This window comes from Paenibacillus sp. sgz302191 (assembly GCF_057749925.1).
In genome coordinates this window covers 32,101-56,726 of sequence record NZ_JBYLHY010000036.1, presented here as the reverse complement: position 1 = coordinate 56,726, position 24,626 = coordinate 32,101, and the positions used below count along the sequence as shown (strand labels likewise).

Genomic DNA, 24,626 nt, shown 5'->3' with positions numbered 1-24,626 from the left:
GAAGTGGAAGAATGCCTGAGCTGCCGGAAATGGAAACGTACCGCCGGCTGTTAATGCCGCTCATTCAAGGGAAGGAAATGACCGGTGTGACGGTTGAGCGCCCGAAGTCGCTCAATGTGGAGCCCGAGCTGTTCGCGTCGGTTGTGACCGGGAATCGCATCGGGCGGGTCGAGCGCAGGGCCAAGCATCTGCTCTTTCATCTCGATTCCGGCCATGTGCTGCTGCTTCATCTGATGCTGGGCGGCTCCATGTTTTTCGGCGCGAAAGAGGAGAAGCCCGACCGGACCGCCCAGGTTGAGATTGCGTTCGGCAGCCGGAACTTATATTTTATCGGGCTGCGCCTCGGATACCTGCATCTTCACGGCCGTGCCGAAGAAGCAGCGGCGCTGCTCGCCAAGCTGGGGCCTGAACCGCTGGACCCGGGGTTTACGCTCGAGCGGTTTCAACGCATTTTGCGCGCAAAAAACATAAGCTTGAAGGTCGCTTTGACCGATCAATCGGTGCTTTCCGGTATCGGAAACTGTTATTCCGACGAAATTTGCTTTTTCGCCGGCTTATTGCCTGCCCGCAAAGCGGCTTCTTTGACAGCTAACGAGCTGGCGCGCTTGTTTGAGTCGATGCTGTCCGTGCTCTCGGAGGCGACCCGCTTCGGCGGCTATATGGATGTTCCGCTGTATACAGGAGACCGCTTGACGGGGCAGTTTGACAGCATGTGCCGGGTATACGACCGGGAAGGGGAGCCGTGCGTCCGCTGCGGTTATCCGCTTGTCCGCATACAGTTGTCCTCGCGCAAATGTTTTTATTGTCCAAACTGCCAAAAGTGAAGGAGCGGTTCAACGTTGCACATCGGTTCGCACGTCAGCACAAGAGGGGGCTATTTGGGCGCGGCCAAGACGGCGGTTTTGCTTGGAGCCGGCGCTTTTCAATATTTTCCGATGAATCCGCGCAGCCTGTCGACCAAGACGCCGAATGCCAAGGACACGGAAGCTTGCGCTTTATTTAGCCGGGAGCACGGTTTATTATCGATAGGCCATGCCCCGTATCCGCTCAATCCTGCCGCCGAGACGGAGAACCGCGAAGGGATGGTGAGGCTGCTCGTCAACGGACTGGAAATTACGGATGCGTGCGGCTCCGTGGGGCTTGTGGTTCATTTTGGCAAATATCCGGGCAAAGACCCGTTACAAGGATACAAAAATATTATACAATGTTTGAATAGCGCCACTAGGCAATTTCACGGCAAGTCGCTGATCCTTCTGGAAAATCAAGCCGGAGAAGGAGCGCAGCTCGGGCTGACATTGGAAGAAATGGTTCAAGTTCGCAGGCTGTGCGACCAGCCGGAGAAAATCGGATTTTGCCTCGATACTTGCCACGCTTTTGCCAGCGGGCTTTGGCGGGGAGACAATTGGCGCGAGGTAGAAACCAAAGGCGAACAATTGGACTATTTTCAGCATCTGGGGGCTGTGCATTTGAACGATTCGGTTCATCCGTTCGGTTCCCGGCGGGACCGCCATGCCAATATCGGCAGGGGCTATATCGGCGACGTCCATATGAGGCAGTTTCTCGCCTCCCGATATGTCCGGCACATTCCGGTCGTGCTTGAAACCGCTGTTTCGGCTGAAGGCACGCATCGTCATGAAATCGCTCATGTGAAAGCGTTGGCCGGGATCGGATTATAAATTGCCGGGAGCGGCGGAAAGGGGGAAATCCGGTTGATTCACGTATACTTGGACGACATGCGTCCATGCCCGAAAGGCTTTACTTTGGCTAAAAACGCGGAAGAATGCATCATGCTGCTGGAGGAATGCGAAGTCGGCATTTTGTCGTTGGATCATGACTTGGGCTGGGGAAGCAAGCAAACGGGGATGGATGTCGCTCATTGGATCGTTCAGCACCGGAAATTTCCCCGGCACATTTATATTCATACGTCGAGCTTGTCGGCGGGTGCCAGAATGTATCAAATTTTGTACATGGCCAAACCGGAATCCGCGCAGGTTCATCCGTCCAAAATTCCCGAAGAACTGCTTGCCAGAATAGCTCTGGAAGCATGACAAGTACGCCGCGGCATTTGGCCTGACCACATTCGGAGTACGGTTAGAAAGGAACAAACACGCAATGATTCATTTATCCAACATTCATTTTATTCGGCAGGAACGGCATATTTTGCAAGATGTCAACATTCATATGAACAAAGGCGAGCATTGGGTGCTGCTGGGCCGCAACGGCTCCGGCAAAACGACGCTGCTGGAAATGATGAACGGCTACGAATTTCCGGGCAGCGGCAGAGTGGAAGTGCTTGGCAACGTTTATGGCCAATGCGATGTCAGGGAAGTGCGCAAACGGATCGGTTACATCAGCCAATCGCTGTTTGAAAAGCTGAACTTGGCCGACCCGGTTTGGGAGGTTGTCGCTACAGGCGAATATGCTTTTTTGCGCTTTTACCAGGATATTCCACAAGAGGTGAAGGAGCGGGCGCTTCAAATGCTGGAACGCGTACGAATTCCACATTTGGCCGACCAGCCGCTGGGTACGCTGTCGCAGGGCGAGCGCAAGAAAGTGATGCTGGCAAGGTCTTTGATGATGACTCCTTCTATTCTCATTATGGACGAACCTGCGGCAGGGCTGGATTTGTACGAAAGGGAACGGTTGCTCGAAGATATTAACGATCTGAGCAAACAGGACATCGCCGTCGTGTACGTGACGCATCATATTGAGGAAATTATTCCGCTGTTCACGCATGTGGCCCTGATCGAGCAAGGCAAGCTGATCGCTGCCGGCCGCAAGGAAGATGTGCTCACGCCCGACCATTTGTACCAGGCTTTCGGGGTCAAGCTTGAACTGGAATGGTTCCGCCAGCGGCCCTGGATTAAAGTAACCGATAGATAAAGGATGCGGCTATGACAACATCAGCAAAATTTATAGGCACGTCAAATCACGGGTTTGCCCAATACGCGCAGGAAGAGATTCGCCGGTTGTTTCCTGCCGCCAAGTTCGCGCTTTTGGTGCCGACAGAGGTATTTTTATTTGAAATGGCAGGAGATTGGCGGGAAGTGCTGGCGACGATCGGGGAGCGGGAGCCGATCTTTCTTCGCCATGTGCAGCCTGTCCATCAGGAATGGGATTTGACCCGTTCCGATGCCGATTTGGACAATCTTCGCCGGTGGTTGGGACAAGCTTCCGACGCCGGGCTAACAGAGGCCGGACAGAAGGTCGCCGTACAAGTGCGAAAAGAGGAGCGGGCAGACGTTCCTTACGCGCCTTTTGCCGTTAAAGCGGCGTTAGACGATGTGCTTGCAAGCGGTTTGCAATGCGAGCCGGTCGTCAGACAAGCGGACAGGATCGTGTCCGTCTACGTGGGCGCAAGCAAGCTGTTTGCCGGCATATCGAAGCCTGAGGACAATTTGTCCGATTGGTCGGGCGGCGCGATTCGCTTTCAGAAGGAAGAGGATCAAATTTCCCGCGCCAAGTTTAAACTGCTTGAAGCGGAGCAGCGCTTCGGGATTGATTTCAGCTATGCCAGGGCCGCTCTGGATATCGGCGCCGCACCGGGCGGGTGGACTTCTTTGCTGCTCGAACGAGGCTTGCGCGTGACGGCGATCGATCCGGCCAGCATGCACCCTAATTTGCAAGGCAACCCGATGCTGACCATTCATAAAAAAAATGCGGGAGACGTCAAGCTGCGCCACGATGAGTTCGATTTGCTCGTCTGCGATATGAGCTGGAGCCCGCGCCAGATGGGACGGCTTGTAGCCGATTTGCTTTATGCGCTGCAAAGCGGAGGCACGGCGATCATTACCGTCAAGTTGATGCACAAGAAGCCGTTCCAAACGATCCGCGAGCTTATGCACATGTTCGAACCCGCTCTGCATCTCATTAAAGCGAAGCAGCTGTTTCATAACCGGGAAGAATTGACGCTGTACTTACAAAAATTGTAGATTTTTGCATGCCGCCCTCTTATAATCAAGGTGATTGTTACTTGATAAGGGGGCGGTTTCATTATCGCAGGTCAAAAACCGAAATCGATTGGAGAAAGCATAGGGGGAAGATACAGAATTGTGTCCTTGCTGGGCCAAGGCGGGATGGGACACGTATATTTGGCGGAAGATTTGAAGTTAAAGGGCAAAAAATGGGCGGTTAAGGAATGCTTGGCTTCTTGCATCGACATGGAGTCCTTTCTGGAGGAGGCCGAAATGCTCGCGCAGCTGCATCATCCGCAGCTCCCGCAGCTTGTGGATTACTTTTCCGCGGACGATGGCGGTGCTTATTTGGTGATGGATTACGTGCCGGGTCCGACTTTGCAGCATTGGTTCGAGGAGCGGCATCGCCATGTGCCTGTAACCGCAGTTGTCGGTATCGCGATGCAGCTTTGCGATTTGTTTCATTATTTGCATACGTTTCAGCCGAGACCGATCATTTACCGCGACCTGAAGCCGGCCAATGTGATGCTGGGCGAACAGGAGCAGGTGCGGCTGATCGATTTTGGGATCGCCCGGCATTTTACGCAGGGGCAGCAGGCGGACACGATGCAGATCGGCACGATCGGCTTTGCGGCTCCGGAGCAGTTTCTCGGCAAGCAGACGGATGCGCGCTCCGATTTGTTTACGCTTGGCGCGATGATGTACTATTTGCTCTCAGGGGGGCAGTACGCCTATCTCAAGCAGCTGCCGCTAAGTCAAATGCGGTCCGATGTGCCGCCGCTGCTTTCGGATACAGTCGAGCTGCTGCTGAACGAGCGGCCCGATGGGCGCTGCCAGTCGGCGATGGAGGTCAAACGCAGGCTGCAGGCGCTTGGCTCCGACATCGATCGCGCTGCGAACCGTGAGAGCGTAAGAAGTTCTAAAACATCCGCACCTGCGGTCGCGGACAAACTGATCGTCGTGGGAGGCTTGTACCCGGGCGTAGGCTCGACGTTTGCGGCGGTTTCCATCGCGCGGGTCTTGAACGCGGCCGGTGTCCCGCATGCCCTTGCGGAACATCCGGCGATCGAACCGGATTTGTACATGCTGCTTTACGGCGACCGCAAAGCGCCGAAGGGCTATGTGTTTGCCGCCGAAGCGCTCGCTGACGGACAGCAGAGCGGTTCACGCGGAGCCTGGACGAACGGCAGCACGACATGGGTGCCGAGCGATCCCGAAGGAAGCAGGAGGGGGACTTGGAATCCGGCCGATACGTTCAAACTGCTCCATGCGATCAAAAAACCGATCGTCATTTGGGATGTGTCGGCCGAGTGGGGCGAACCGTCTGTTCAGGAGCTGTGCCACAGCGCGGACGAAATTGTCGTTGTGCTGGACGCCTCGCCCGGCAAGCTGAATCGAAGCCGGACCAAAGCGCATATGCAGCTGCTGGAAACGTACCGCAAGCGGGGAAAGTGCGTGCGGTTTATCGCCAACCGGCAATGGTCTTCAGAGCGCATGCATCAAGAATGGCTGGATTCGCTGCCCGAACAACCGTGCGGCATGATCCCGGAAGTGCCTTATGCGGACGTGATGCGGGCGGTTTGGAAAGGCGATTGCATCCAGGATCAACCTGGTGTGCTGCGGCAATTGCAGGAGTCGCTGGCTCCGCTGCTTCGCTCGATCGTCCCGGACATCCGGTTTCCGAATCCGCAGGAGTCCGGCAAATCGATATTCAAACGGTTCAAAAAGCACGGTTAGCCGGCCTCAAGGCTGAGCCATTGGAATTGAATAAATCCAATTATTCCACGACGAATTGTGGTATGATATCTACATATCAGCCAGAAGCAGGAGATGAAACAAGCATGGAACAAAGATATGCCAGAGAATCCAGATGCTTCAAAACGTCGCGAATTTTCCCGACGGATGTCAACAATCACAATACGCTGTTCGGCGGCAAGCTGATGTCTTATATTGACGATATCGCTTCGATCGCCGCCCACAAGCATTGCCGGCGCTCCGTCGTTACCGCGTCTACGGATTCCGTGGATTTCCTGTATCCGATTAAGCCGTCGGACTCGGTATGTCTGGAATCGTTCGTAACCTGGACGGGTACGAGCTCGATGGAAGTTTTCGTCAAGGTCGTGACGGAAGATCTGAAAACGGGGGAGCGCAAAATCGCCGCCACTTCCTTTTTGACATTCGTTGCACTCGACGATAATAAGAAACCGGTTCCGGTTCCCGTTGTCGTGCCCGAGACGGAAGAAGAGACGAAGCTGCATGAATCGGCGCCGCATCGCGCGGAAATACGCCGCATCCGCAGGGAAGAGAGCAAAAAGCTGGCCGGATTTTTCACGATGAAATATCCGTGGGAATAAATTTTATCGAAAAGTGTTGATTTTTCGGGTGAATGTGGTATTATTTGGGTAATTACATGTGACAAGCGGAAGCACCGCTGGTTGGAGAGACAATGTTGTCTCCCCGATCGGCGAGTGCTTTTTTGTTTGTCCAGGAGGTTGATGCATGGGGAATAAGGCCCGTATCCGGTTAGCGGTCGTGCTCGCCGCCGCCGGGCTGATTTTGATCGGCAGCGGCGTGTATTCGATTCGATGATTTCCTAGACAGGGAGGGATTTTGTGAGCAAGACGCAGCTTTATTTTCTTGACGACGATTTGACCTATGCCCAGCGGCTGGACGAATTTGTACGCACATCCGTGTTTGCGGGCACGCTTGAGGTGAAGCTTTTTTCAAAGCCGGAGCTGGTCGAAGAACTGCTTGGCGAACCGCATGGAGACGGCATTTTGCTCTTATCGGAGTCGTACTATCCGCATTGGGCGGACAGGGATACGGGATTATGCAAGATCATTCTCAGCGAGACGATCTCTACGACCAGGGAGGCGGAAGCTAACGTACAATTTCTTTACCGTTATCAGGCTCTTCATCAATTATTGGGCCAACTGCTTGCTTTTTATGGGGAAAAGCGGCAGCGCCCGGCGGTATCGCGCGAACGCAAAGGCACGCAAGTGCTTTCCGTCTTTTCCGGCACGGGAAACAGCGGAAAAACGGTAACGGCGATTCACTTGGCCAAGCAGTTGTCTTACCGCGGTGAGGCCATTCTATATCTCAGCCTGGAATCGGTAAGTTCGGCTTCGGCCTGGCTGCAGGGAGACGATCCGCAGTTTTCGCAGCTGCTTTACTACGTCAAAAGCTCCCCGGAACTGCTCGGGCCGAAGTTCGAGCTGCTCAAATCGCGGGATGCGCGGCTCGGCTTCGACTACATCGCTCCCCAGGACCATATTCGCGAAATGCAGGAAATGAACGGGGAAGATGTGCGGCTGCTGATTGAAGCGCTCACCGCTTTGCAGAAGTATGATTGCATCGTAATCGATCTGGAAACGTCGGTTCACCCCCGGACGTTAAAAGCGCTTGAACTGAGCAGCGAAGTGTTCTGGATCGTGCTGGACGATTTGCACGGCCTGTATAAGACGATGGCTTTCCGCAAGCTGGCCGGAACTATCCGGCGGGTGCATTTTGTGCTCAATAAGTTTACGGGCAAACAGGTCAATGATATGGGATCGCTGGGAATTAATCCGAGCAGCGCGCTGCCCTACATTCCCGATTGGAAAATCTTGCAGTCGCCCGAGCAGCTGTGGCAATCCGTTCTGTTTTCGGAGCAGGTGTACGGCATGTATGCAAAAGCCTGCAAGCACCCCGCGGAGTCCAGAGGAGCGGAGGCTTCATGAACCTGTCCTTGTTCGCTGATTTGAAACAGCAGATCAAGGAGCGGCTTGACCTGACTCATACGGTAACAGACCGTCAAATGCTGGAGCTAATCGAAGAAACCGTTTTTGCGGCGTCGAAAGAGCAAGAGTGGACATCGACTGAAATTCGCGAAGCGGTGGAGCGGATTTTTTACTCCTTTCGGGGACTTGACGTCTTGCAGCCGCTGATGGATGATGCCAGCGTTACGGAAATTATGGTCAATGGGCACGAACGCATTTTTGTCGAGCGCCGGGGAGCGGTCGAGCGATATCCGTACGCATTCGAAAGCGCCGAAAAGCTGGAAGACTTGATTCAAACGATTGTGGCTAAAGTCAACCGGATCGTCAACCAGAGCTCGCCTATCGTGGATGCCCGACTGCAGGACGGCTCGCGCGTCAACGTCGTGCTTCCGCCTGCCTCGCTCAGTGGCCCCGCCCTGACGATCCGCAAATTTCCCGAGCGCGCGATGGCGATGGAAGATTTGATCCGGCTGGGCAGCATTTCCACCGAAGCGGCGCAATTTTTGCAAGTTATCGTGGAATCGGGCTTCAATGTGTTTATCGGCGGCGGCACCGGTTCAGGCAAAACGACATTCCTGAACGCATTGAGCGCCTGGATACCGGCGGACGAACGCATCATTACGATCGAAGATTCGGCAGAACTGCAAATTCGGACGGTGCCGAACCTGGTTAGTCTGGAGACGAGAAACGCCAATACGGAGGGGAAAGGAGAGATTACGATCCGGGATCTGATCCGTTCCTCGCTCAGGATGCGTCCCAACCGCATTATCGTCGGGGAAGTGCGGGGCGCAGAGGCTTTGGACATGCTGCAAGCCATGAATACCGGACATGACGGCAGTCTTTCGACGGGCCATGCAAATTCTTCGGCGGATATGTTAAGCCGGCTGGAGACGATGGTGCTTAGCGGCGCCTCGCTTCCCGTCCAGGTCGTCCGCAAGCAGATCGCCTCGGCGCTGGACATTATGATTCATTTGAGCAGAATTCGCGACCGCACCCGTAAAGTAACGGAAATTCACGAAGTGTTGGGCGTTGAAAACGGGGAAGTGCAGCTGAATCCGCTTTTTGTTTTTGAAGAGACCGGAGAGACGGCTGGACGTAAGGTGCTCGGGAAGCTTGCCTATACCGGCAATGCGCTTGTCAACATGCACAAAATACGTATGGCGGGAAGACGGCTGCCGGACTGGTTTTCGCAAAGAGAGGAGAAAGTAATTTGACCATTGTGTTAATCGTGCTGGCGATAGCGGCTTTAAGCGGACTGTTCATTGTATGGCTGGAAAGGAGAAGAACGGCCGGTCTTCAATCAGACCGCAGAGAGCCGGGCAAGCCCGCTCCCGCAGGGAACAAGTTTGTCGATTACGACGAGTATTCGATGTCCGGCAAAGAACGGCTGCTCGCCGTCGGCATGCTGGCTCTGCCGGCCATTTTCGTCGGGTACATTTTTTACAAGAGCGCGCTTATTGCGTTGTTATTAGCTTCCGGAGCGCTTTTATTTCCGAAGATTCGCCGCAAACAAATGATCCGCCAGCGCAAAAACAAGCTGAACGTGCAGTTCAAACAGTCGCTCAGCTGCCTTTCTTCCGCAATGACGGCCGGCAAATCGATTGAGACTGCGTTTCGCGAAGCGTTGGACGATTTAAAAGTGATTTACCCGGACCCGGCCTGCTTCATCGTCGTGGAGTTCGGCATCATTTGCAGGCGGGTGGAAAACGGCGAGCCGATTGAGGCAGCCTTGAAACATTTTGCTGACCGCAGCCATTTGGAAGATGTGTCCGGTTTCACGGACGTCTTTCTGACCTGCAAGCGGACGGGCGGCAATTTGGTCGAGGTGATGAAGAGGACGGCGGCGGTTATCGGCGAAAAGCTGGAAATCACGCAGGATATCGCGGTTATGGTCGCGCAAAAGAAGTTCGAATCGCGTGTGCTGCTGTTCGCCCCGATTATTATTGTTGCCGTATTGGCGTTCTCTTCGCCGGATTATATGGAACCGCTGTATCAAGGCGGCGGGAAATTGATCATGAGCGCAAGTTTGCTGATGCTGGCGTTTTGCTGCTGGCTGACTCAAAAGATTATGGATATCAAGGTGTAACCGAAATGTGGATCACGTTGGCGGTGCTGCTCGAAATGCTCGTTTGCTGTGTACTGACGCTTCTTGGACGTCAAAAGTATAAACCGTTTTTGCGGGAACAACCGTATCCGTTTAAGCTCAAATGGCTGCTTCCCTTCAGTTTGTACATCATCGATCGGTTCAAGCTGATGGAGAAGCTGCCGGATTTTACAGCGCGGGTGCATCATAAGCTGCTGACGCTTTTCGGCAGAGGCTATGCGCTGCATGGTAGCAAAATGTTTTACGCGGAGCTCGTTTCAGCCGGGTACGCATGCCTGCTGTTTTTTTCCCTGCTTGCGGTTGCGGCAGACGGAGACGCCTCTTTGCTGGGGCTGGGCCTGCTGGGGTCCGTGGCCGTTCCATTGCTGCTGGTGCGCGATTTGGACGTGAAAATCCGCAAAAAGCAGCAGCACATGATTTTGGAGCTGCCGGAAGTGCTGAATACTATCGTGCTGCTCGTTAATGCGGGCGAAACCGTAGGCCGGGCATGGATCCGCTGCGTCGAAGCGAGGAGGGGGCGCGAGGAAACTCCTCTATTCAAGGAGCTTGCTCAAGCGGTCCGCGAATTGGAAATGAACATTCCGTTTGCCAAAGTGATGGAGGATTTCAGCAAACGCTGCGCCCTGCATGAAGTGTCGCTTTTTACCTCAGCGTTGCTGCTCAATTACAAGCGGGGCGGAAACGATTTTGTGATGGCTTTACAGGCGTTGTCGCTGGATCTGTGGCAAAGGCGCAAAGCGGTGTCGCGGACGCTGGGCGAAGAAGCCTCGTCCAAGCTCGTATTTCCGATGGTGCTTATTTTCGTTGTGGTGATGGTGATCGTCGCCGCACCTGCATTGATCATGATGAGGCAGCAATAACATACAAGGAGGAATTGAAAATGAGACGGATGACCGTATGGTTGAAAGCTTTTTGGAAAGATGAGGACGGCCTCGGCACGCTGGAGATTTTGCTGATCGTTGCGATACTTGTCGCGATAGCGATTATTTTCAGAAAATGGATCGTCTCCTGGTTTCAAAAACTGATCGGCGACGCCAACTCGGATCTGAAAAACAACAGTTCTGTAACGCCGTGCGCTCCGAGTCCGACAACGTCCTGTGCGCCTTAAGCGGTTCGCAGGTTTTGGCCGGGACGACAGAGGCAGCTTTACGATCGAGGCGACGCTCGTTTTTCCAATCGTGATGATTTGCACGTTAACGCTTCTGTTCCTGGGGATATTTGTATATCAAAAGGTTGTCGTCCAGCACATTGCCCGCTCGGCGGCGGAACGGCTCGCTTTCACATGGGACAACAGCCGCAAGGATTTGGCTTCGGGCAACTTCAATCCCGGTGAAACGGACGGTTTATACTGGAGGCTGACGCAGGACAGCGTATCCGATTTATTCGGGCTGCTCGTTTCCGGCCGGACTGCGGAAGTCGCCTTGCCAGGGGAAGCCGGCAGCGCTGCAGGCCAAGTCGAGAAAAAATTGGCGAAATCGTCCGCTCTATTGCCACCCGGGATCACAGGTACTGCACGCTATAAAAATTTCGTACTGGACCGCCAAATTGAGGTGGAACTGAATAAGCCGTTCCTCATGCCCCCATTCGTAGCGCGAATGCTTGGGTCTGCGCGGGTGAGCGGCAAAGCGGTGTCCCATGTGATCGAACCTGTTGAACTGATCCGCTTGACGGACATTACAAGGACGTACATCAAAGCGATAAAAGGGCGGATTTCCCCGCAAAAAGGGAAAGCGGCGCTTGTAGAACCTGCAAATGACGACGGTTCCGGTCCAAGCGTGACAATCCGTTCGGAACGGGAAGCGGCCCGCTATTTGCAAGCTCTCACAGGCGGGAAGGAAGTGAAGCTGGTTACGCTATCTGGCAAAAGCCGCACCGTTGACGCGCTGGACTCAAACGGCGTAGCCCATCAAGCTTTTTATACATTTACAGAACCGCAGCTTCTTGCCGACCAATTGCCCAAAGATATGGAACTGCTGCAAGAAGGTAAGCAAGTCAAAGGCGTCGTCTGGCACTTTTTTAAAAAGAGCGCAAACGGGAAAGGCGTTCCTTCGGCCCAATTGCGCAGGGAGCTGGAACAAAAAGGCATTGTGGTCGTCGTACATAACTAGAAAGGAGAACGTTTTTGAGGAAACTATTCGTATCCGAAACGGGGGCTGTTTCCGTCTATTTGATTCTGATCGTCGTACCTATCTTTTTGTTTCAGGCGGTTCTGATCGATTATGCGAGGATCAAGCTGGCGGAAAAGGAACACGATTTGGCTGTAAAAGCCGCCGTTCGCTCTGTGATGTCGGCTTTTGATCCCGATCTTCAAGCGATGGGGCTGTACGGGCTCGGTTTGCCGAAAGCGGAAGCCGAACGGGTTTTTCACGAAGTATTCGCCGGCAATTTGTCCGGCAGCTCAGGTTCGAAGCGATTTCATTACATCGATCAAACTCCCGTCGATCAGGACATGCGTCTGACTCCGGTCTATTCCTTGGCGAGCCACGCTGTTTTTGAACGGCAAATTTTGGAGGATATGAAAATTAAAGCGCCCATCGAGTTTGTGCTGGAAATTACGGACAAGTTTCAGAAAACCGGTACGGCTGAGCCCTTTCGGCAAGGATCGCAGTTTGCCAAAGAATCCGCAGAGCTGGAAAAGCTGCTGGAACAAAGAGACGAAGCGCTGGATGAAGCGTGGGCGGGCATGGAAGAGCTCCATACGAAAACGGCGGCTTATCATTCGTATTACGAAACCCGCATCGCCGAATTGAACAGCTTAACCGAGCAAATCGGCGTCCACACCGTTGATGGAGTAAAAGGCCAATTGCTGAGCGTGAAAAATCAATTGAAAACAGTCCGCGATTCGATCGCCGGGCTGGATATGAATCTCGCATCGTTAGCTGCGGCCGGAGCGCAAAGCTGGCAAACGATTCAGTCAATTATGGAATCAAGGCGCGCGCTTGAGGAGCAGGCTCAGGCGCTGGCTCAGCAGCAGCAGGATTTGGACAGATTGCTGGATTTGCTAGTGAAATACGCGGCGCTGCTTGCCGCTGTCAAGGTGGAAGCAGTGGCGAACGGCAGCGTTGTCAGCGGCCTGCACAAGGAAATCGAGCCGGCGCTCAAAAAAGCGAAGCAGGTCAATGAAAGCATCCGCGGCAAATTGAGCGGGATCGCGAACGGTACTGGCGGCGCTGCCCAAGCGTACGAAACTTTTCAAAGCGTAGCCGTTTTCGGAGACGATTATTTTGACGGCTATCAGACGGCGGCAGCGAGCATTAGCGCCCTTTTTGCCGCATTTCAAGCCGCCATTGAAGATGTAGCCTTGTATACGCCGGATAACACCGGCAGGGCGAACAACGCGAACGATGCATACTGGCGTACATCGAGCGGGTTTTACGCGAAGCAAAGCGCGCTTGAAAGAGCGAGGATCGAGAAAAGGAGCTCGATTACAGCTGCCAAACGGGAGCAAAAAAGCAAGATCCAATCCGTTTTGGACCAGGCGAAGCAAGCGATAGGCGGCTGCGGCATCGTCAATTCGCTGTCAAGCGAAGCCGAGCTGTACAAGCGACTGCAGGGCGATGGCGGCAGTTCCGCAGCCGGCAGAGGCTATTATCAAAAATATCGCGAGGCGAACGCCCAAGAAGGCGGTATCGGCAGTGAAGTAGCGTACGATTTGGAAAAATCGGAGCCCGTAAGCCTGAAAGCGATGTCCATGCTGGACGCTTTTAACGATGCGGCGGCTTCATTGCGCGACGAACTGTACGTCAATGAGTTTGCATTAACGAAGTTCAACTACAGAACGTACGGCATGGAGAAAGATCTGTCAGGCCAGCCCAAATCATCGAACGAGCTGGTTGATCCGGGAACACATGCTTTGAACGGTCAGGAGGCCGAATATTTGCTGTATGGCTTTTCTTCCTGCGCGGCCAATATTTCTTCGGCTTATGCGGAAATGTTTTCTTTCCGGCTGGCCATCCGCACTTTGGAAGCGCTGCTTGATCCGGAAAAGGAGCTGCTGAATATCGGCTCTCCTCTGCTCGTTCTCCTCGCTGCCGCAGCGGAAGGAGCGGTCAAAGCTTTTGCAGATATGAATCAGCTCGTCAAGGGAGAAGCCGTCGAGCTTTCCGCAAAAATAACTTCGTCAGCGCTCAGTTTGACTTACAAGGACTATTTGCGCATATTTTTGCTCCTGCACAGCAACGATTCGAAGCTGATGGCCAGAATGCAGGCGTTGATCGAACTGAATACCGGCAAAGATCTCGTGCAGGAAACAACTTACGTGCAAGGGAGCGCAGCAAGCTGGATAAGGCTGTGGTTCGTTCCGCAATTGATGCGGCTCATGGAGGGCACCGGGTTATTAGGATGCGAAGTGCAAGGGAACCGTTGCCGGCTGGCAGGCACAGCAGCATTTGCTTATTGAGCCAGGGGGGGCTGTCCGAAGAGCTCGGCAGAAAGGAACTTCCTTCGGACAGGCTCAGAGGATTGCGATCAGAGAGGTGTATCTTGGCATGCTCAAAAAATTTTATGCAGGGCAGCAGGGGGGCATCGTTTTGGAGGCGGCGCTGCTGCTGCCGGTTTTTCTATCATTTGTCGTGGGACTTATCGTGTTTATTCAGATTGCCGTCATGGAGATGGCACTCCAGAGCGCCGTATCGGAAACGGTGAAGACGGTGGCCGGCCAACTGTATCCGGTGCGGCTGCTCGTGCAAGAAGCGAAAGCCAGATATGAGCAAAGCCCTGCGGCGGATTTCGTAGGTTCGGCCATAGAGCGCATTGAGAGCGCCAGAAATCAAGTGTTGGGCGCCGAAGATTTTGCCGACGAATACGCTGCTTATATTCCCGATGCACTGCTGGAAATTGTCAAGTGGGAGAAGGAACTGCGCACGCAAGGGGAGAGTAAGGCGAGCGATACGGCGGACCAATTTATCGATGAACATGTTGCACCGCGAATCAACGCGGCTTTTACGCCGATTGTGTACGCATTTTGCGATAGCGGTGCAATCCGCAAGGAGAGCCTGAAGGTCGTTTCCGTTACTTTGCCGGGTATGCAAAAAGGAAGCAGCGCCTATTTCGCGCTGGAAGCGCAGGTGGAGTATACACTGCCGCTTCCGTTTATGAAGCGGACGATTGTTTTAAAAAAGAAAGCCGTAGAGCGGGCGTGGGTCGGCGCTTAGCCGGCAAGTGCATTCTGGCATACAAGAAGCAAAGGAGGGAGGGGTTCTTTGATCCATTTTGTATTGTTTGCTTTGATCGGAATTGCATTTTGGACGGATGCTCGGAAGTCCATACTGCCCAATAAATTAACGATCGGGGGAGCGGCAGCCGGTCTGCTGGTTCATGCGGCGACAGGCGGTTGGGGAGGAGCGCTTTACTCGGTTGCCGGCGCTGCCGCCGGATTCGGGATGCTGTTGCTGCTCCATTTGTTCGGCGCTTTGGGAGCCGGAGACGTGAAGCTGTTTGCCGCTATTGGCTCGATTATGGGAGTATTGTTCGTGATGCAGTGCATCGTTTACTCCGTATTATTTGCAGGCGTAATCGGGCTTACGATTCTAATCGCCAAAAAACAATTGACGGCGACAGGATACAAGCTCGCAGGCTGGCTTATCGCGATAACAGCGTATCGGGACACAGCAGCGGCTTTCGGGATGAAGCGGCAGGCCAACATTACATTTCCGTTTATGTATGCGGTTGTGCCGGGAGTCATAACGGCCTGGTGCTACGCTTTTATGTGAAAAGAGGTGTGTCTTTGGTTCAGGAAGTATTTGGGCTGCGCTACGATTTCGTGTACCGCCATGGCCACTACATGGAGCTCCATCGCGAAGGCGGCATCCCGGCGGGGGAGTTGTCCGGGCTTCAACTGCGCATGCTGGAATCGAACCGGATTCCCCGGCTGCTTCCGCTCGGCATGCAGGAAATGGATTTTCGCATCAGCCTGCTTTACAACTTGACCGGTAAGCGGATGCTGTCCCATGTTCTGAAAGCCGAAGGGCTTACAAGCCGGCAGTTCGCCAAACTGCTGTACGCCGTCGTCTGCACGTTGGAAGAAAGCAAAAATTATATGCTGCTTGAAACGCAGTATGTGTTGAAGGATAATTTTATTTTCATCGGCAATGACTGGTCCGACGTGTATTTGACCTATGTTCCGCTTGAGCGGCCAAAAGAAGAAATTCCCCTGCAAGTTCAGGTGGAAGGACTGGCTGTTCTGTTGGCGTCCAAGGTGAAAACAGGAGGAGACAGCGGCATATCACGATTCATCGAGTCCTTTTCGAACGAATGGGAGCTTGACGGATGCAAAAAGAGGCTGCTTGAGCTTCTGGACGAACAGGAGCATCCAAGGAGCGAAAACTGCGCCCCGCCCGCAATCGTGGAGCGGGCGGAGCGAACCGATGCCGCGCAAATCGGCGGCAGTCGGGCGGAATCCGGCTTGGCAAGCCGGAAGGAGGAACAACCGGCCAGCTTGCCGAAGCCGGTATGGAAAACGAGGGAGGAGGACGAGCCCCGGCTTTTCGATCAGCAGCCGGGACCGGCGTCCCCGGCTCTAATCACACTTCCGACACGGCGTGCAAAATGGATCGTGTTCGCTGTTTGTTTGCTTCTGACCGCGTTTATATGGCAGGATTATTTTTCCTCTCCGACGGAAGCCGGGCTGCGAATCGTATCGGGGATCACAGTTCTGTTTACGGATGCCTGGTTCGTAGCCGCCTATGTCGGTATTCCGCAGTTTTGGGCAAAAAGGTCTCCGGCTTCTTTGAAGCCCGCCGTTCAACCGGCGGCAGAAACCGGAATCGAAACCTTCGCAGCCGGACAACGGGGAGCGGAGGCGGAGCCGGAACCGGTTAACCTGCAGCAGTATTACCAAAACTTGCATATGCATACGACATTGCTGCAAACGGCGAACGCCAATGAAACAGTCTTTCTGGGAGCGGTGTTATCAAAACCGCAAGGGCCGCGAATCGAATTGTACAAAGATGGCGTTCAACATACGGCTGCGATAGAGAAAGAAAGCTTTACGATCGGCAGAGGCGGAGAGGGGGCGGGCACCGATTACATTTGTGATGAAACGGGGATATCGAGACTTCATGCCGAAATTTTAAAAACCGATGAAGCATACGCGGTGAAAGATCTGGGCTCAACGAACGGGACGTTTTTGAACGGTCAACCGTTAGTCCCCTATCAGGCGTACGCCTTGAAGGACGGGGATACGATTCGGATCGTCCGCATGGAGATTACGTTTCGCTTTTAGAGCGAAAGGAGCAATGGGCAAGCGAAAATAAGCCATTCATTGAATGCGTCCGGTAGATCGATTCAATAAATGGCTCAAAGGCGCTCTTGCAACAGCGATCAGCTAGTTGATTCGTTTAAACAAGTAGTGGAGCAAGTCTATGACCAGCTTATTATATGTAGTTTCTACGGATGCCCTGCGTTGTTTATCGTCGGTATTCGGGTCAGCTTTTTTGCTGACGGTGAAATTTATGATATTCATATACGTCGCGCCGGATTGCAAATTGGAAAGCGTGGACTCCAGTTCTGCCCAAACGAGCAAGTTTTCAGGTGAAATTTCGTCCTTTGACATGTCCATACTGTATTGTTCAAGATGTTCGATAATAGTTTCAATGAACGATTCATCCGATTCTCTGGAAACAAATTCAACGGCGTTAATTAAATCCGCGAATTCCGATCTGGCGAAAGGAATTAAAAAATAGCTGCCCTGCCTGATTTGAGAGTATAGGCTTTGGTTATAAATAATTTGAAGCTCTAGCGGCAGGCCGTTTACCGCAATATCTTTATATTGTTCGATAGCCGGCATGATGCAGTATTCGCTGTTAAAAGGGGACCAATTTCGCTCTTCGGTCTCGTAATGCAGCAAATCCGCGAACAGATATTGTTTTGCATCTTCAGATAGCTGTATGCAGGCGGTTTCGACGGCATCATTGTATTCCGCGGTCACAAAGCGAAAATACGTTTGTTCCTGATCTGAAATAACATCCAGCGTTTTAAGCGGCAGGAAGGAAACAATTCGATCGCTCCCGGTAGGCAAAGGAAAAAACAACCGTTCCTTTTTAAGGACAGCTTCCGAGCCGAAGTAGGCTCTTGCCGCTTGTCTGGGCTCGCTGCCGCGCTCAATAAACGTAACGGGATGCTTCATCTCGTTTTCCCAGCCATTGTTGAAATGGCCGTAATTGTCGTCGTGAATGTAGCCGTCGGACAGGACGCGCATGATTTGCAGAAATTTGTCATCGGCATCCGCAGCTATACCGTATTTGATGTGATACAAAAACATTTTCAAGGCGTTCGACTGTTTCCAATAAGGGACGTATGACTTTAGCCATGAAACGGAGTAGTCGGGCAGCGCGTTTCTGACAAGCGATATTTCAAACGAGTAGCCGCCGGATACGGATGTTAAAGGTCTGATAAACTCCCGCACAAAGACGTCTGCGCTCAAGTTCGGACAGCAATACTCTTGAATCGAGGTGACGTAGCTGTCGATAAATGTTTGAAGCATACTGCTGTAATCATAATCAAAAAGGTGCAGATGATAGTCGCGTTTAAGCACATGCAGCCAATGGAACATTCTTTTGGCAAAGATGATAGCCGCTAATTCTTTCGGGAAGCCGGTATCCGGCATCGCGAAACCGGACGATTCGGGGGAGAGCAGCTGTTCCGAAAGCTTTTCCGAATAGATGAACAGAGCAGCCGTGAAGTCCAGCTTTTTTTCCGCTTTTTGCTGCTGCAAACTTTCATAGGCATCCTCGATGACGTGCAGCATTGCATCATTTAATTCGTTGTAACGTTGAAATTCCGGAAGCCTGCTTTGGAATTGTTTTTTCAAAAAACGGTTGTAAAATGTGAGAGCGGTATGTACCAAACCGGAGGTCGTTTGTACGATTTCATTTTTCTTTTCCCGCACAAAGCTGGCTCTGTTCAAATTCACGTAGCTGCCTGTCTGTTCAAAAGCATAATCGACGCAGAGGGTGTCCCTCGAAAGAAGCAGGCTTGTCAACGCGCCGCTCAACGCTTGGTCATCCACCGTCACACCTTTATAGGCCAGATGGATGCGGGGGCTATCCCCGAATTCGGACGATGGAGCAAACCAGATCCGATGCCCGGCCCGTTTGTCATATATGTATACATGGACGGCGCCCGATTGGTCCCAAATTTCCGCATAATGGTTGTCGTCATCGATACTGTCGGTCAATTGCGCCGAATGTCCCCACAAATGCGCCGGAGGCTTATACTTCATGTTGACGATAAACGTGCCTGTAGGCGACTTCAACTGCGGACGCGCCTGCGGATGTTCTTTCTCGATCAGCGCCTGCATGTATTTAATTTTGAAATCAACCGGATTTGACCTGAAAAAATCGGATTTCAGCATGGGTGCGGCGCTTTCATCAAATAAATTTTTGTCGTTCCCGATTCGGACGATAATTCGCGTTCCGCGCGCCATCGGTTTGCCGTTTCCCGTTTTACGGGCATCCCAAATATCGCTCAGGACGTACCCGTTCATTTTCCCGGACTGGATGTATATTTGTCTGCCGTTTTCCAAATCGGCTTCCGATCTCGTCTGGATCACGATGTCGTCCGTAATTGAAAATACGGAGTGAAGCCCGATTCCGAATTCTCCGGTCGGCTTGAGCCAGAGCGGCATTTGCCTGCACTCCTCGGCATATTTGCCCGGCTTGCCGTCTTTCTTGCCGGTCTGCAGGATACGATTCACAAAATCATCCTTGGAGATGCCGGTGCCGTTATCTTCAACGATGACAATGAGGCTGTCCGCCAATTCATCGTTGCCGCAAAGCGTTTGCAGCAAATTTTGTCCGATATGTTCCTTTAACATGTGTCGGTCCTGCTCGCGCTGTCCGTCATAAAAATGAATCCGCACGTTGTATTTTTCAAATTCGGCCTGTTCGATATCGATAGGCAGTATGCCGCTGTAATGATCGTCTTTGATGCGGGTTCTAATATTGCCCTTTTGCAAATCGCGCCAAAACTGGATTTTCAATGCATCGAGCGAATTCTGGATCATTTCTCTTAAAGCTGCGAGTTTATCCGTATAAATATTTTCGCCGCTGATGAGCTGAAACGCTTTTTGAGCCGGGAAATCGAGCTTTAAATTTTTGTCTGTGAAATCTTCTTCGCCGTTCCTTTTTCTCACGATGAACTCGACCTGCGGGGTCGTGCCCGCCAAACGGTCCGGAACGATTTCATGCCACCGGTCGCGAAGGTTTCGGAGCTCATCTTCCAAGAGTTTCAGCCAGCCCCGCATTTCGGCGAGTACGTTCACATCGTCGCTGACCGACAGGATATGAATCTTGTCCGGAGTGATGAGCAGCGATTCAACCGAATTGTGTTTGTCGTAATGAGTCTGGCTCGTGCGGTTCAGTTTCGAATAGCTGGACAGAATAGCCAGGTCGTCGAACCTGTTGTTGTCCAAATCGAGCAAATCCCCGATCCGCAGCAGGATCGCTATGAACCGCGGATGAATGAGGTCGCCGAGACCGCTGGACTGCAATTGGCGCAGCTGCATGACCTCTTCGATGGTGTTGTTGTGGGCGGAGCAGAGCACAGACAGAAGGCGGATAAGCCGTCTCGGAATCTGATTGCCGGCGTTCAGCATAATATCGAAATCCTTTAGGCTGCCGGCGATTCTTTCTTCGCCCTTTGGGCCATGGCTGCGCCTGAAGTATTCGGCGATGACGACGCGGGTATGCTCCATCAAATCAAGAATGTACACATCCGAGTCCACCGCGCTGCCGGGCCCGGCCATAAAGTTTTTCACAAATTTTGCAGAATCGTCGACAAGCGCAAACTCGTCCAAAAAGATGCCGAATTCCGGAGTCGCCCATTCTTTTCTTATTTCTTCGTTTTTCAAAAACATGCCGATGTCATGCAAATAAGCCGACAGCAAAATTAAAAATGTATCTGTAGCGGACAGGGATCTGATCCGGTCTTCGCCAAGCAGCAATTCTACGGATGTGACGATGCAGCCGGAATGGGCGGCGCCGTGTTTGCTGTAATGCGGAAAATATAGTTTAATCGTTTCGAGCACTTCGCATATTTGTCTTTTATTAAACCTGAACGTATCGTACAGCAAGGAAAAGCTGCTGTCGGATCGGCAGCACTCCTCCAGGTGCCTTTCCAGCGAATAACGGCGCTGAATTTCTTGGTTTGTCATCTCCCTACCTCCGCAAATGTAGTTGAAATCCGGGTAATTGCAAATTTCGCCAATGCTCAGGGAATTTCCTTTTTTAAACATTCTTATAATTTTCTCTCATAAAGGTTTCCGGCATTTTTGCTATTTCCCGCCTTGCCTTGCTAGTGGTATAATAAAACGGTTGCCGAGAGGCGTATATTTTGACCATTCAAGCAAAAAGGGGAAACTAGCATGCTGACACATATCGTTTTGTTTAAATTGAAAGACCGCAGCCCGGAATCCATCGAAGCAACAAGAAAAGTGCTGGCTAATATGGAAGGTAAAATTCCCGTGCTCAAACATATTGAAGTAGGGACGGACGTATTGCGACTGGAACGTTCTTACGATATCGCGCTTGTGACCCGTTTTGATTCCGTGGACGATTTGAAAGTTTACGATGCGCATCCGCTTCATGAAGAAGTGAAGGTACATATGAAACAAGTTTTGGACGGAACGTCGGTTTGCGTAGATTATGAAAGCTGATCCCGTTTGAAAAACGATGAAAAACAGTGTAGTATCCTTATGTGAGGCTGCACTGTTTTTTCATTTCGCGCTTCCTCCAAACAAGCGGGGATACTAGTGCGCGAAGAAACACCAGACCGCTGCCGGAAAGGAGCCCCGCCATGAAAGAACAAATCAACCGGAGCTACATGGCCGGCATATTGGAAATGCTGCTGCGCACACCCAGCCCTACAGGCTATACGCACCATATCATGAGCAAGCTGGAGGCGGAGCTGCGCAAGCTGGGACATGATATGACCTTCACGAACAAAGGCTGCGGCGTGGTGACGATTCCGGGCGAACATGGCGGCCGTGTCATCGGAATTTCCGCGCATGTGGATACGCTCGGCGCGATGGTCCGTTCGATCAAAGAAAACGGCATGCTGCGGTTTACTTCGGTCGGCGGTTTTATGATGGGCTCTATCGAAAACGAGTACTGCCAAATTCATACAAGAGACGGCCGCGTCTACGACGGCACGATATTAACCGCTCATCCTTCCGTACATGTCTACGAAGACGCGCGGGAATATAAGCGCGATGAAGCGAACATGGAGATCCGCATCGATGAGCCGGTCAAGGCGATAAAGGACGTGGAAGCGCTGGGCATTCGTCCCGGGGATTTCATTTCGTTTGATCCGCGGGTGCAGATCAAGGACAACGGGTACGTGAAGTCGCGGCATTTGGACGATAAAGCGAGCGTCGCCGCCTTGTTCGGGCTGCTGGAGCTGCTGAAGCAAAACAAGCTGAAGCCTGCAGCGACAGTCAAGCTGTTTTTCTCCACTTACGAGGAAGTCGGACACGGTTCCGCCTATATTCCGGAGGACATCACGGAATTGATCGCGGTCGATATGGGGGCGCTGGGCGACGATCTGAGCGGCAGCGACCGCGACGTATCGATATGCGCCAAAGATTCGTCGGGGCCGTACGATTATCACATGACGTCGAAAATGATCGAACTGGCGGAAAAGCTGAACATCGGCTTTGCCGTCGATATATATCCGCGATACGGCTCGGATGCGTCTGCGGCTTTGCGCGGCGGGCGCGATATCCGCGCAGCGCTCGTGGGTCCCGGCGTACATGCGTCGCACGGCATGGAGAGGACGCATATGGACGCTATCGCCCATACGGCCGCGCTGCTGGCCGCCTATATTTTGGAGCCTGCTCGTTGACAGCATACGAAAAGAGGCGGATTGTCGGCCGGAAAGGAAGAGGATGACCCATGAACATTTTGAGCGTTCAAAATATAACCAAAAGCTACGGCGAAAAGGTGCTTTTCGACGATATTTCGTTCACGGTGAACGAGCGGCAGCGCATCGGGCTCATCGGCGTGAACGGCACAGGCAAGTCCACGCTGCTGAAGCTGCTTGCGGGACTGGAAACCCCGGATCGCGGCAAGCTCGTGCACGCGAACCATTTTCGGGTGGAATACCTGCCGCAGAACCCGGAGTTCGATCCGAACTCCACGGTTCTGGAGCAGGTATTCCATGGCGACTCGCCGCTCATGCAGACGCTTCGCGCCTATGAGCGGGCCCTCGCCGAGCTGGAGCTGGACGCCTCCAGCGAGAGCAAGCAGTCGCGGCTGTTCAGCGCCCAGCAGCGGATGGATGAGCTTGGCGCCTGGGAAGCCGGTACCACTGCCAAAACCGTGCTGACGCGGCTCGGCATCAGCGACTTCGACAAGCCCGTCGGCGAGCTGTCGGGCGGCCAGCGCAAGCGCGTGGCGATGGCCCGCGTGCTGATCCAGCCGGCCGATCTGCTCATCCTCGATGAGCCGACGAACCATATCGACAACGAGACGGCCGTATGGCTCGAGGAATTTTTAAGCAAGTGGAAGGGAGCCTTGCTGCTCGTCACGCACGACCGGTACTTCCTGGAGCGGGTGACGAACCGCATGCTGGAGCTGGACCGGGGCAAGGTTTACAGCTACGAGGGCAACTATGAGGCGTTCCTCGAGAAAAAGGCGGAGCGGATGGAGTCCGAAGCCGCCAGCGAAGACAAGCGGCAAAACCTGCTGCGCCGCGAGCTGGCCTGGCTGCGCCGCGGCGCGAAGGCGCGGACGACGAAGCAGAAGGCGCGCGTGCAGCGCGCCGAGGAGCTGCGGGACCGCAAAGTGGACGGTCCCGCCGATAAGCTCGACATGGCGCTCGCGGGGAGCCGCCTTGGCAAAAAGGTGATGGAGCTTGACTCCGTCACCAAAGCTTTTGAAAGCGGGAAGCCGCTCATGAGCGACTTCAGCTACATCGTGATGCCGGGGGACCGCCTCGGCATCATCGGCCCGAACGGCAGCGGCAAGTCGACGCTGCTGAACATGCTCGCCGGGAGCATCCAGCCCGACAGCGGCACGATCGAGACCGGCCAGACGGTCAAGCTGGCCTACTATACGCAAGAGAACGCCGAGATGAACGAGAAGCTTCGCGTCATCGAATACATCAAGGAAGCGGCGGAAGTGATTCGCACTTCGGACGGCGAATCGATCTCGGCGTCGCAGATGCTCGAGCGCTTTCTGTTCCCGTCCGCGCTGCAGTGGACGCCGATCGGCAAGTTGTCCGGCGGTGAGAAGCGCCGGCTGTACCTGCTTCGCACTTTGATGGGCGAGCCGAACGTGCTTTTGCTGGATGAACCGACCAACGATCTGGACATCCAGACGCTGACGATTCTCGAAGATTATCTGGAATATTTTCCGGGCGCCGTCATCACCGTTTCCCATGACCGCTACTTTTTGGATCGGACCGTCAACCATCTGTTTGCGTTCGAAGGGGGCGGCCGCATCGAGCCGTTCAACGGCAACTACTCCGAGTACCTGGAGGAGAAACGGCAGGAGGAAGAGGCCGAGCAAGCCAGAAAAGAGCAGCAAAAACAAGCTGCAGCTTCCAAATCTGCGGTTAGCGCTTCTGCAACTGCCGGCACAGGCACAGCTCCGGCGCAAGCCCGCCCGAAAAAGCTGACCTTCAAGGAACAGAAGGAATGGGACGAGATCGAAGACCGGATCGCCGCGCTGGAAGACAAAGCCGCTTCGCTTAAGCAGCAAATCGAGACGGCCGGCAGCGACTTCGACAAGGTCAGAGAGCTGTATGAGCAGGAGCAGCAGACGGCCTTGGAACTGGAAGAAGCGATGGAAAGATGGACTTATTTATCCGAGCTGGTAGAACAAATCGAAAGAAATAAGGTATGATAGTAAC

General features: G+C 53.3%; 21 protein-coding genes. 20 read left to right on the top strand and 1 reads right to left on the bottom strand.

What is annotated here, in order from left to right:
* Positions 1–11 precede the first annotated feature (11 nt).
* From mutM to AC3G2T_RS33180, 17 genes are all read left to right on the top strand, one after another.
* Complete coding sequence (mutM, locus tag AC3G2T_RS33260; RefSeq protein ID WP_488438174.1) at positions 12–824, top strand: bifunctional DNA-formamidopyrimidine glycosylase/DNA-(apurinic or apyrimidinic site) lyase; 813 nt, start codon at positions 12–14, stop codon at positions 822–824.
* Positions 825–839: 15 nt separating this feature from the next.
* The gene (locus AC3G2T_RS33255; protein ID WP_474681724.1) at positions 840–1,676 is read left to right on the top strand and encodes a deoxyribonuclease IV; all 837 of its coding nucleotides are present in this window, start codon (positions 840–842) and stop codon (positions 1,674–1,676) included.
* Between the two features lie 33 nt (positions 1,677–1,709).
* Positions 1,710–2,048 carry a cyclic-phosphate processing receiver domain-containing protein gene (locus AC3G2T_RS33250; protein ID WP_488438173.1) on the top strand — a complete coding sequence of 113 codons (339 nt, stop codon included), beginning with the start codon at positions 1,710–1,712 and terminating at the stop codon, positions 2,046–2,048.
* A gap of 64 nt (positions 2,049–2,112) precedes the next feature.
* Positions 2,113–2,883: an ABC transporter ATP-binding protein gene (locus tag AC3G2T_RS33245; RefSeq protein ID WP_488438172.1), complete on the top strand. Its 771-nt coding sequence runs from the start codon at positions 2,113–2,115 to the stop codon at positions 2,881–2,883.
* Positions 2,884–2,894: 11 nt separating this feature from the next.
* Positions 2,895–3,932 carry an SAM-dependent methyltransferase gene (locus AC3G2T_RS33240; protein WP_488438171.1) on the top strand — a complete coding sequence of 346 codons (1,038 nt, stop codon included), beginning with the start codon at positions 2,895–2,897 and terminating at the stop codon, positions 3,930–3,932.
* A gap of 120 nt (positions 3,933–4,052) precedes the next feature.
* The gene (locus tag AC3G2T_RS33235) at positions 4,053–5,651 is read left to right on the top strand and encodes a serine/threonine protein kinase (protein ID WP_488438170.1); all 1,599 of its coding nucleotides are present in this window, start codon (positions 4,053–4,055) and stop codon (positions 5,649–5,651) included.
* A gap of 104 nt (positions 5,652–5,755) precedes the next feature.
* Positions 5,756–6,268 (top strand): acyl-CoA thioesterase, encoded by a 513-nt coding sequence (locus AC3G2T_RS33230; protein WP_474681719.1) that lies wholly within the window; start codon positions 5,756–5,758, stop codon positions 6,266–6,268.
* Between the two features lie 258 nt (positions 6,269–6,526).
* Positions 6,527–7,633 (top strand): nucleotide-binding protein, encoded by a 1,107-nt coding sequence (locus AC3G2T_RS33225; protein WP_474681718.1) that lies wholly within the window; start codon positions 6,527–6,529, stop codon positions 7,631–7,633.
* A complete protein-coding gene (locus tag AC3G2T_RS33220) occupies positions 7,630–8,886 on the top strand; it encodes a TadA family conjugal transfer-associated ATPase (RefSeq protein WP_474681717.1) in 1,257 nt (418 codons plus the stop codon). The genes AC3G2T_RS33225 and AC3G2T_RS33220 overlap by 4 nt, the downstream gene beginning before the upstream one ends.
* Before the next feature lie 5 nt (positions 8,887–8,891).
* On the top strand, positions 8,892–9,758 hold the full coding sequence (locus AC3G2T_RS33215; protein WP_474681991.1) for a type II secretion system F family protein: 867 nt from the start codon (positions 8,892–8,894) through the stop codon (positions 9,756–9,758).
* 5 nt (positions 9,759–9,763) lie between these two features.
* Positions 9,764–10,636, top strand: a complete 873-nt coding sequence (locus AC3G2T_RS33210) for a type II secretion system F family protein (RefSeq protein WP_474681716.1) — start codon at positions 9,764–9,766, stop codon at positions 10,634–10,636.
* A gap of 20 nt (positions 10,637–10,656) precedes the next feature.
* Positions 10,657–10,884, top strand: a complete 228-nt coding sequence (locus AC3G2T_RS33205) for a Flp1 family type IVb pilin (RefSeq protein WP_474681715.1) — start codon at positions 10,657–10,659, stop codon at positions 10,882–10,884.
* On the top strand, positions 10,874–11,884 hold the full coding sequence (locus tag AC3G2T_RS33200) for a TadE/TadG family type IV pilus assembly protein (protein ID WP_474681714.1): 1,011 nt from the start codon (positions 10,874–10,876) through the stop codon (positions 11,882–11,884). The genes AC3G2T_RS33205 and AC3G2T_RS33200 overlap by 11 nt, the downstream gene beginning before the upstream one ends.
* A 14-nt stretch (positions 11,885–11,898) precedes the next feature.
* Positions 11,899–14,175 carry a hypothetical protein gene (locus AC3G2T_RS33195; RefSeq protein WP_474681713.1) on the top strand — a complete coding sequence of 759 codons (2,277 nt, stop codon included), beginning with the start codon at positions 11,899–11,901 and terminating at the stop codon, positions 14,173–14,175.
* A gap of 88 nt (positions 14,176–14,263) precedes the next feature.
* Positions 14,264–14,929, top strand: a complete 666-nt coding sequence (locus AC3G2T_RS33190; RefSeq protein ID WP_474681712.1) for a TadE/TadG family type IV pilus assembly protein — start codon at positions 14,264–14,266, stop codon at positions 14,927–14,929.
* Between the two features lie 48 nt (positions 14,930–14,977).
* On the top strand, positions 14,978–15,487 hold the full coding sequence (locus AC3G2T_RS33185; RefSeq protein WP_488438169.1) for an A24 family peptidase: 510 nt from the start codon (positions 14,978–14,980) through the stop codon (positions 15,485–15,487).
* 14 nt (positions 15,488–15,501) lie between these two features.
* On the top strand, positions 15,502–16,998 hold the full coding sequence (locus tag AC3G2T_RS33180; RefSeq protein WP_488438168.1) for a DUF6382 and FHA domain-containing protein: 1,497 nt from the start codon (positions 15,502–15,504) through the stop codon (positions 16,996–16,998).
* 102 nt (positions 16,999–17,100) lie between these two features.
* Here the strand turns inward: AC3G2T_RS33180 and AC3G2T_RS33175 are convergent, their stop codons facing one another.
* Positions 17,101–20,928 carry an HD domain-containing protein gene (locus AC3G2T_RS33175; RefSeq protein WP_488438167.1) on the bottom strand — a complete coding sequence of 1,276 codons (3,828 nt, stop codon included), beginning with the start codon at positions 20,926–20,928 and terminating at the stop codon, positions 17,101–17,103.
* 210 nt (positions 20,929–21,138) lie between these two features.
* Here AC3G2T_RS33175 and AC3G2T_RS33170 point away from each other — a divergent pair, with 210 nt between their 5' ends.
* From AC3G2T_RS33170 to AC3G2T_RS33160, 3 genes are all read left to right on the top strand, one after another.
* Positions 21,139–21,429 carry a Dabb family protein gene (locus tag AC3G2T_RS33170; RefSeq protein ID WP_474681708.1) on the top strand — a complete coding sequence of 97 codons (291 nt, stop codon included), beginning with the start codon at positions 21,139–21,141 and terminating at the stop codon, positions 21,427–21,429.
* A gap of 140 nt (positions 21,430–21,569) precedes the next feature.
* Positions 21,570–22,616, top strand: coding sequence for a M42 family metallopeptidase (locus AC3G2T_RS33165; protein WP_488438166.1), 1,047 nt, complete (start codon positions 21,570–21,572; stop codon positions 22,614–22,616).
* Positions 22,617–22,666: 50 nt separating this feature from the next.
* Positions 22,667–24,619: an ABC-F family ATP-binding cassette domain-containing protein gene (locus AC3G2T_RS33160; RefSeq protein WP_488438165.1), complete on the top strand. Its 1,953-nt coding sequence runs from the start codon at positions 22,667–22,669 to the stop codon at positions 24,617–24,619.
* Positions 24,620–24,626 lie beyond the last annotated feature (7 nt).

What these genes read in the sequence shown, in the direction of transcription:
- AC3G2T_RS33220 (WP_474681717.1), top strand. Translation starts at nt 7,630, where the DNA reads ATGAACCTGTCCTTGTTCGCTGATTTGAAACAGCAGATCAAGGAGCGG.
- mutM (WP_488438174.1), top strand. Translation starts at nt 12, where the DNA reads ATGCCTGAGCTGCCGGAAATGGAAACGTACCGCCGGCTGTTAATGCCG.
- AC3G2T_RS33190 (WP_474681712.1), top strand. Translation starts at nt 14,264, where the DNA reads ATGCTCAAAAAATTTTATGCAGGGCAGCAGGGGGGCATCGTTTTGGAG.
- AC3G2T_RS33170 (WP_474681708.1), top strand. Translation starts at nt 21,139, where the DNA reads ATGCTGACACATATCGTTTTGTTTAAATTGAAAGACCGCAGCCCGGAA.
- AC3G2T_RS33240 (WP_488438171.1), top strand. Translation starts at nt 2,895, where the DNA reads ATGACAACATCAGCAAAATTTATAGGCACGTCAAATCACGGGTTTGCC.
- AC3G2T_RS33230 (WP_474681719.1), top strand. Translation starts at nt 5,756, where the DNA reads ATGGAACAAAGATATGCCAGAGAATCCAGATGCTTCAAAACGTCGCGA.
- AC3G2T_RS33245 (WP_488438172.1), top strand. Translation starts at nt 2,113, where the DNA reads ATGATTCATTTATCCAACATTCATTTTATTCGGCAGGAACGGCATATT.
- AC3G2T_RS33160 (WP_488438165.1), top strand. Translation starts at nt 22,667, where the DNA reads ATGAACATTTTGAGCGTTCAAAATATAACCAAAAGCTACGGCGAAAAG.
- AC3G2T_RS33205 (WP_474681715.1), top strand. Translation starts at nt 10,657, where the DNA reads ATGAGACGGATGACCGTATGGTTGAAAGCTTTTTGGAAAGATGAGGAC.
- AC3G2T_RS33165 (WP_488438166.1), top strand. Translation starts at nt 21,570, where the DNA reads ATGAAAGAACAAATCAACCGGAGCTACATGGCCGGCATATTGGAAATG.
- AC3G2T_RS33210 (WP_474681716.1), top strand. Translation starts at nt 9,764, where the DNA reads ATGTGGATCACGTTGGCGGTGCTGCTCGAAATGCTCGTTTGCTGTGTA.
- AC3G2T_RS33175 (WP_488438167.1), bottom strand. Translation starts at nt 20,928, where the DNA reads ATGACAAACCAAGAAATTCAGCGCCGTTATTCGCTGGAAAGGCACCTG.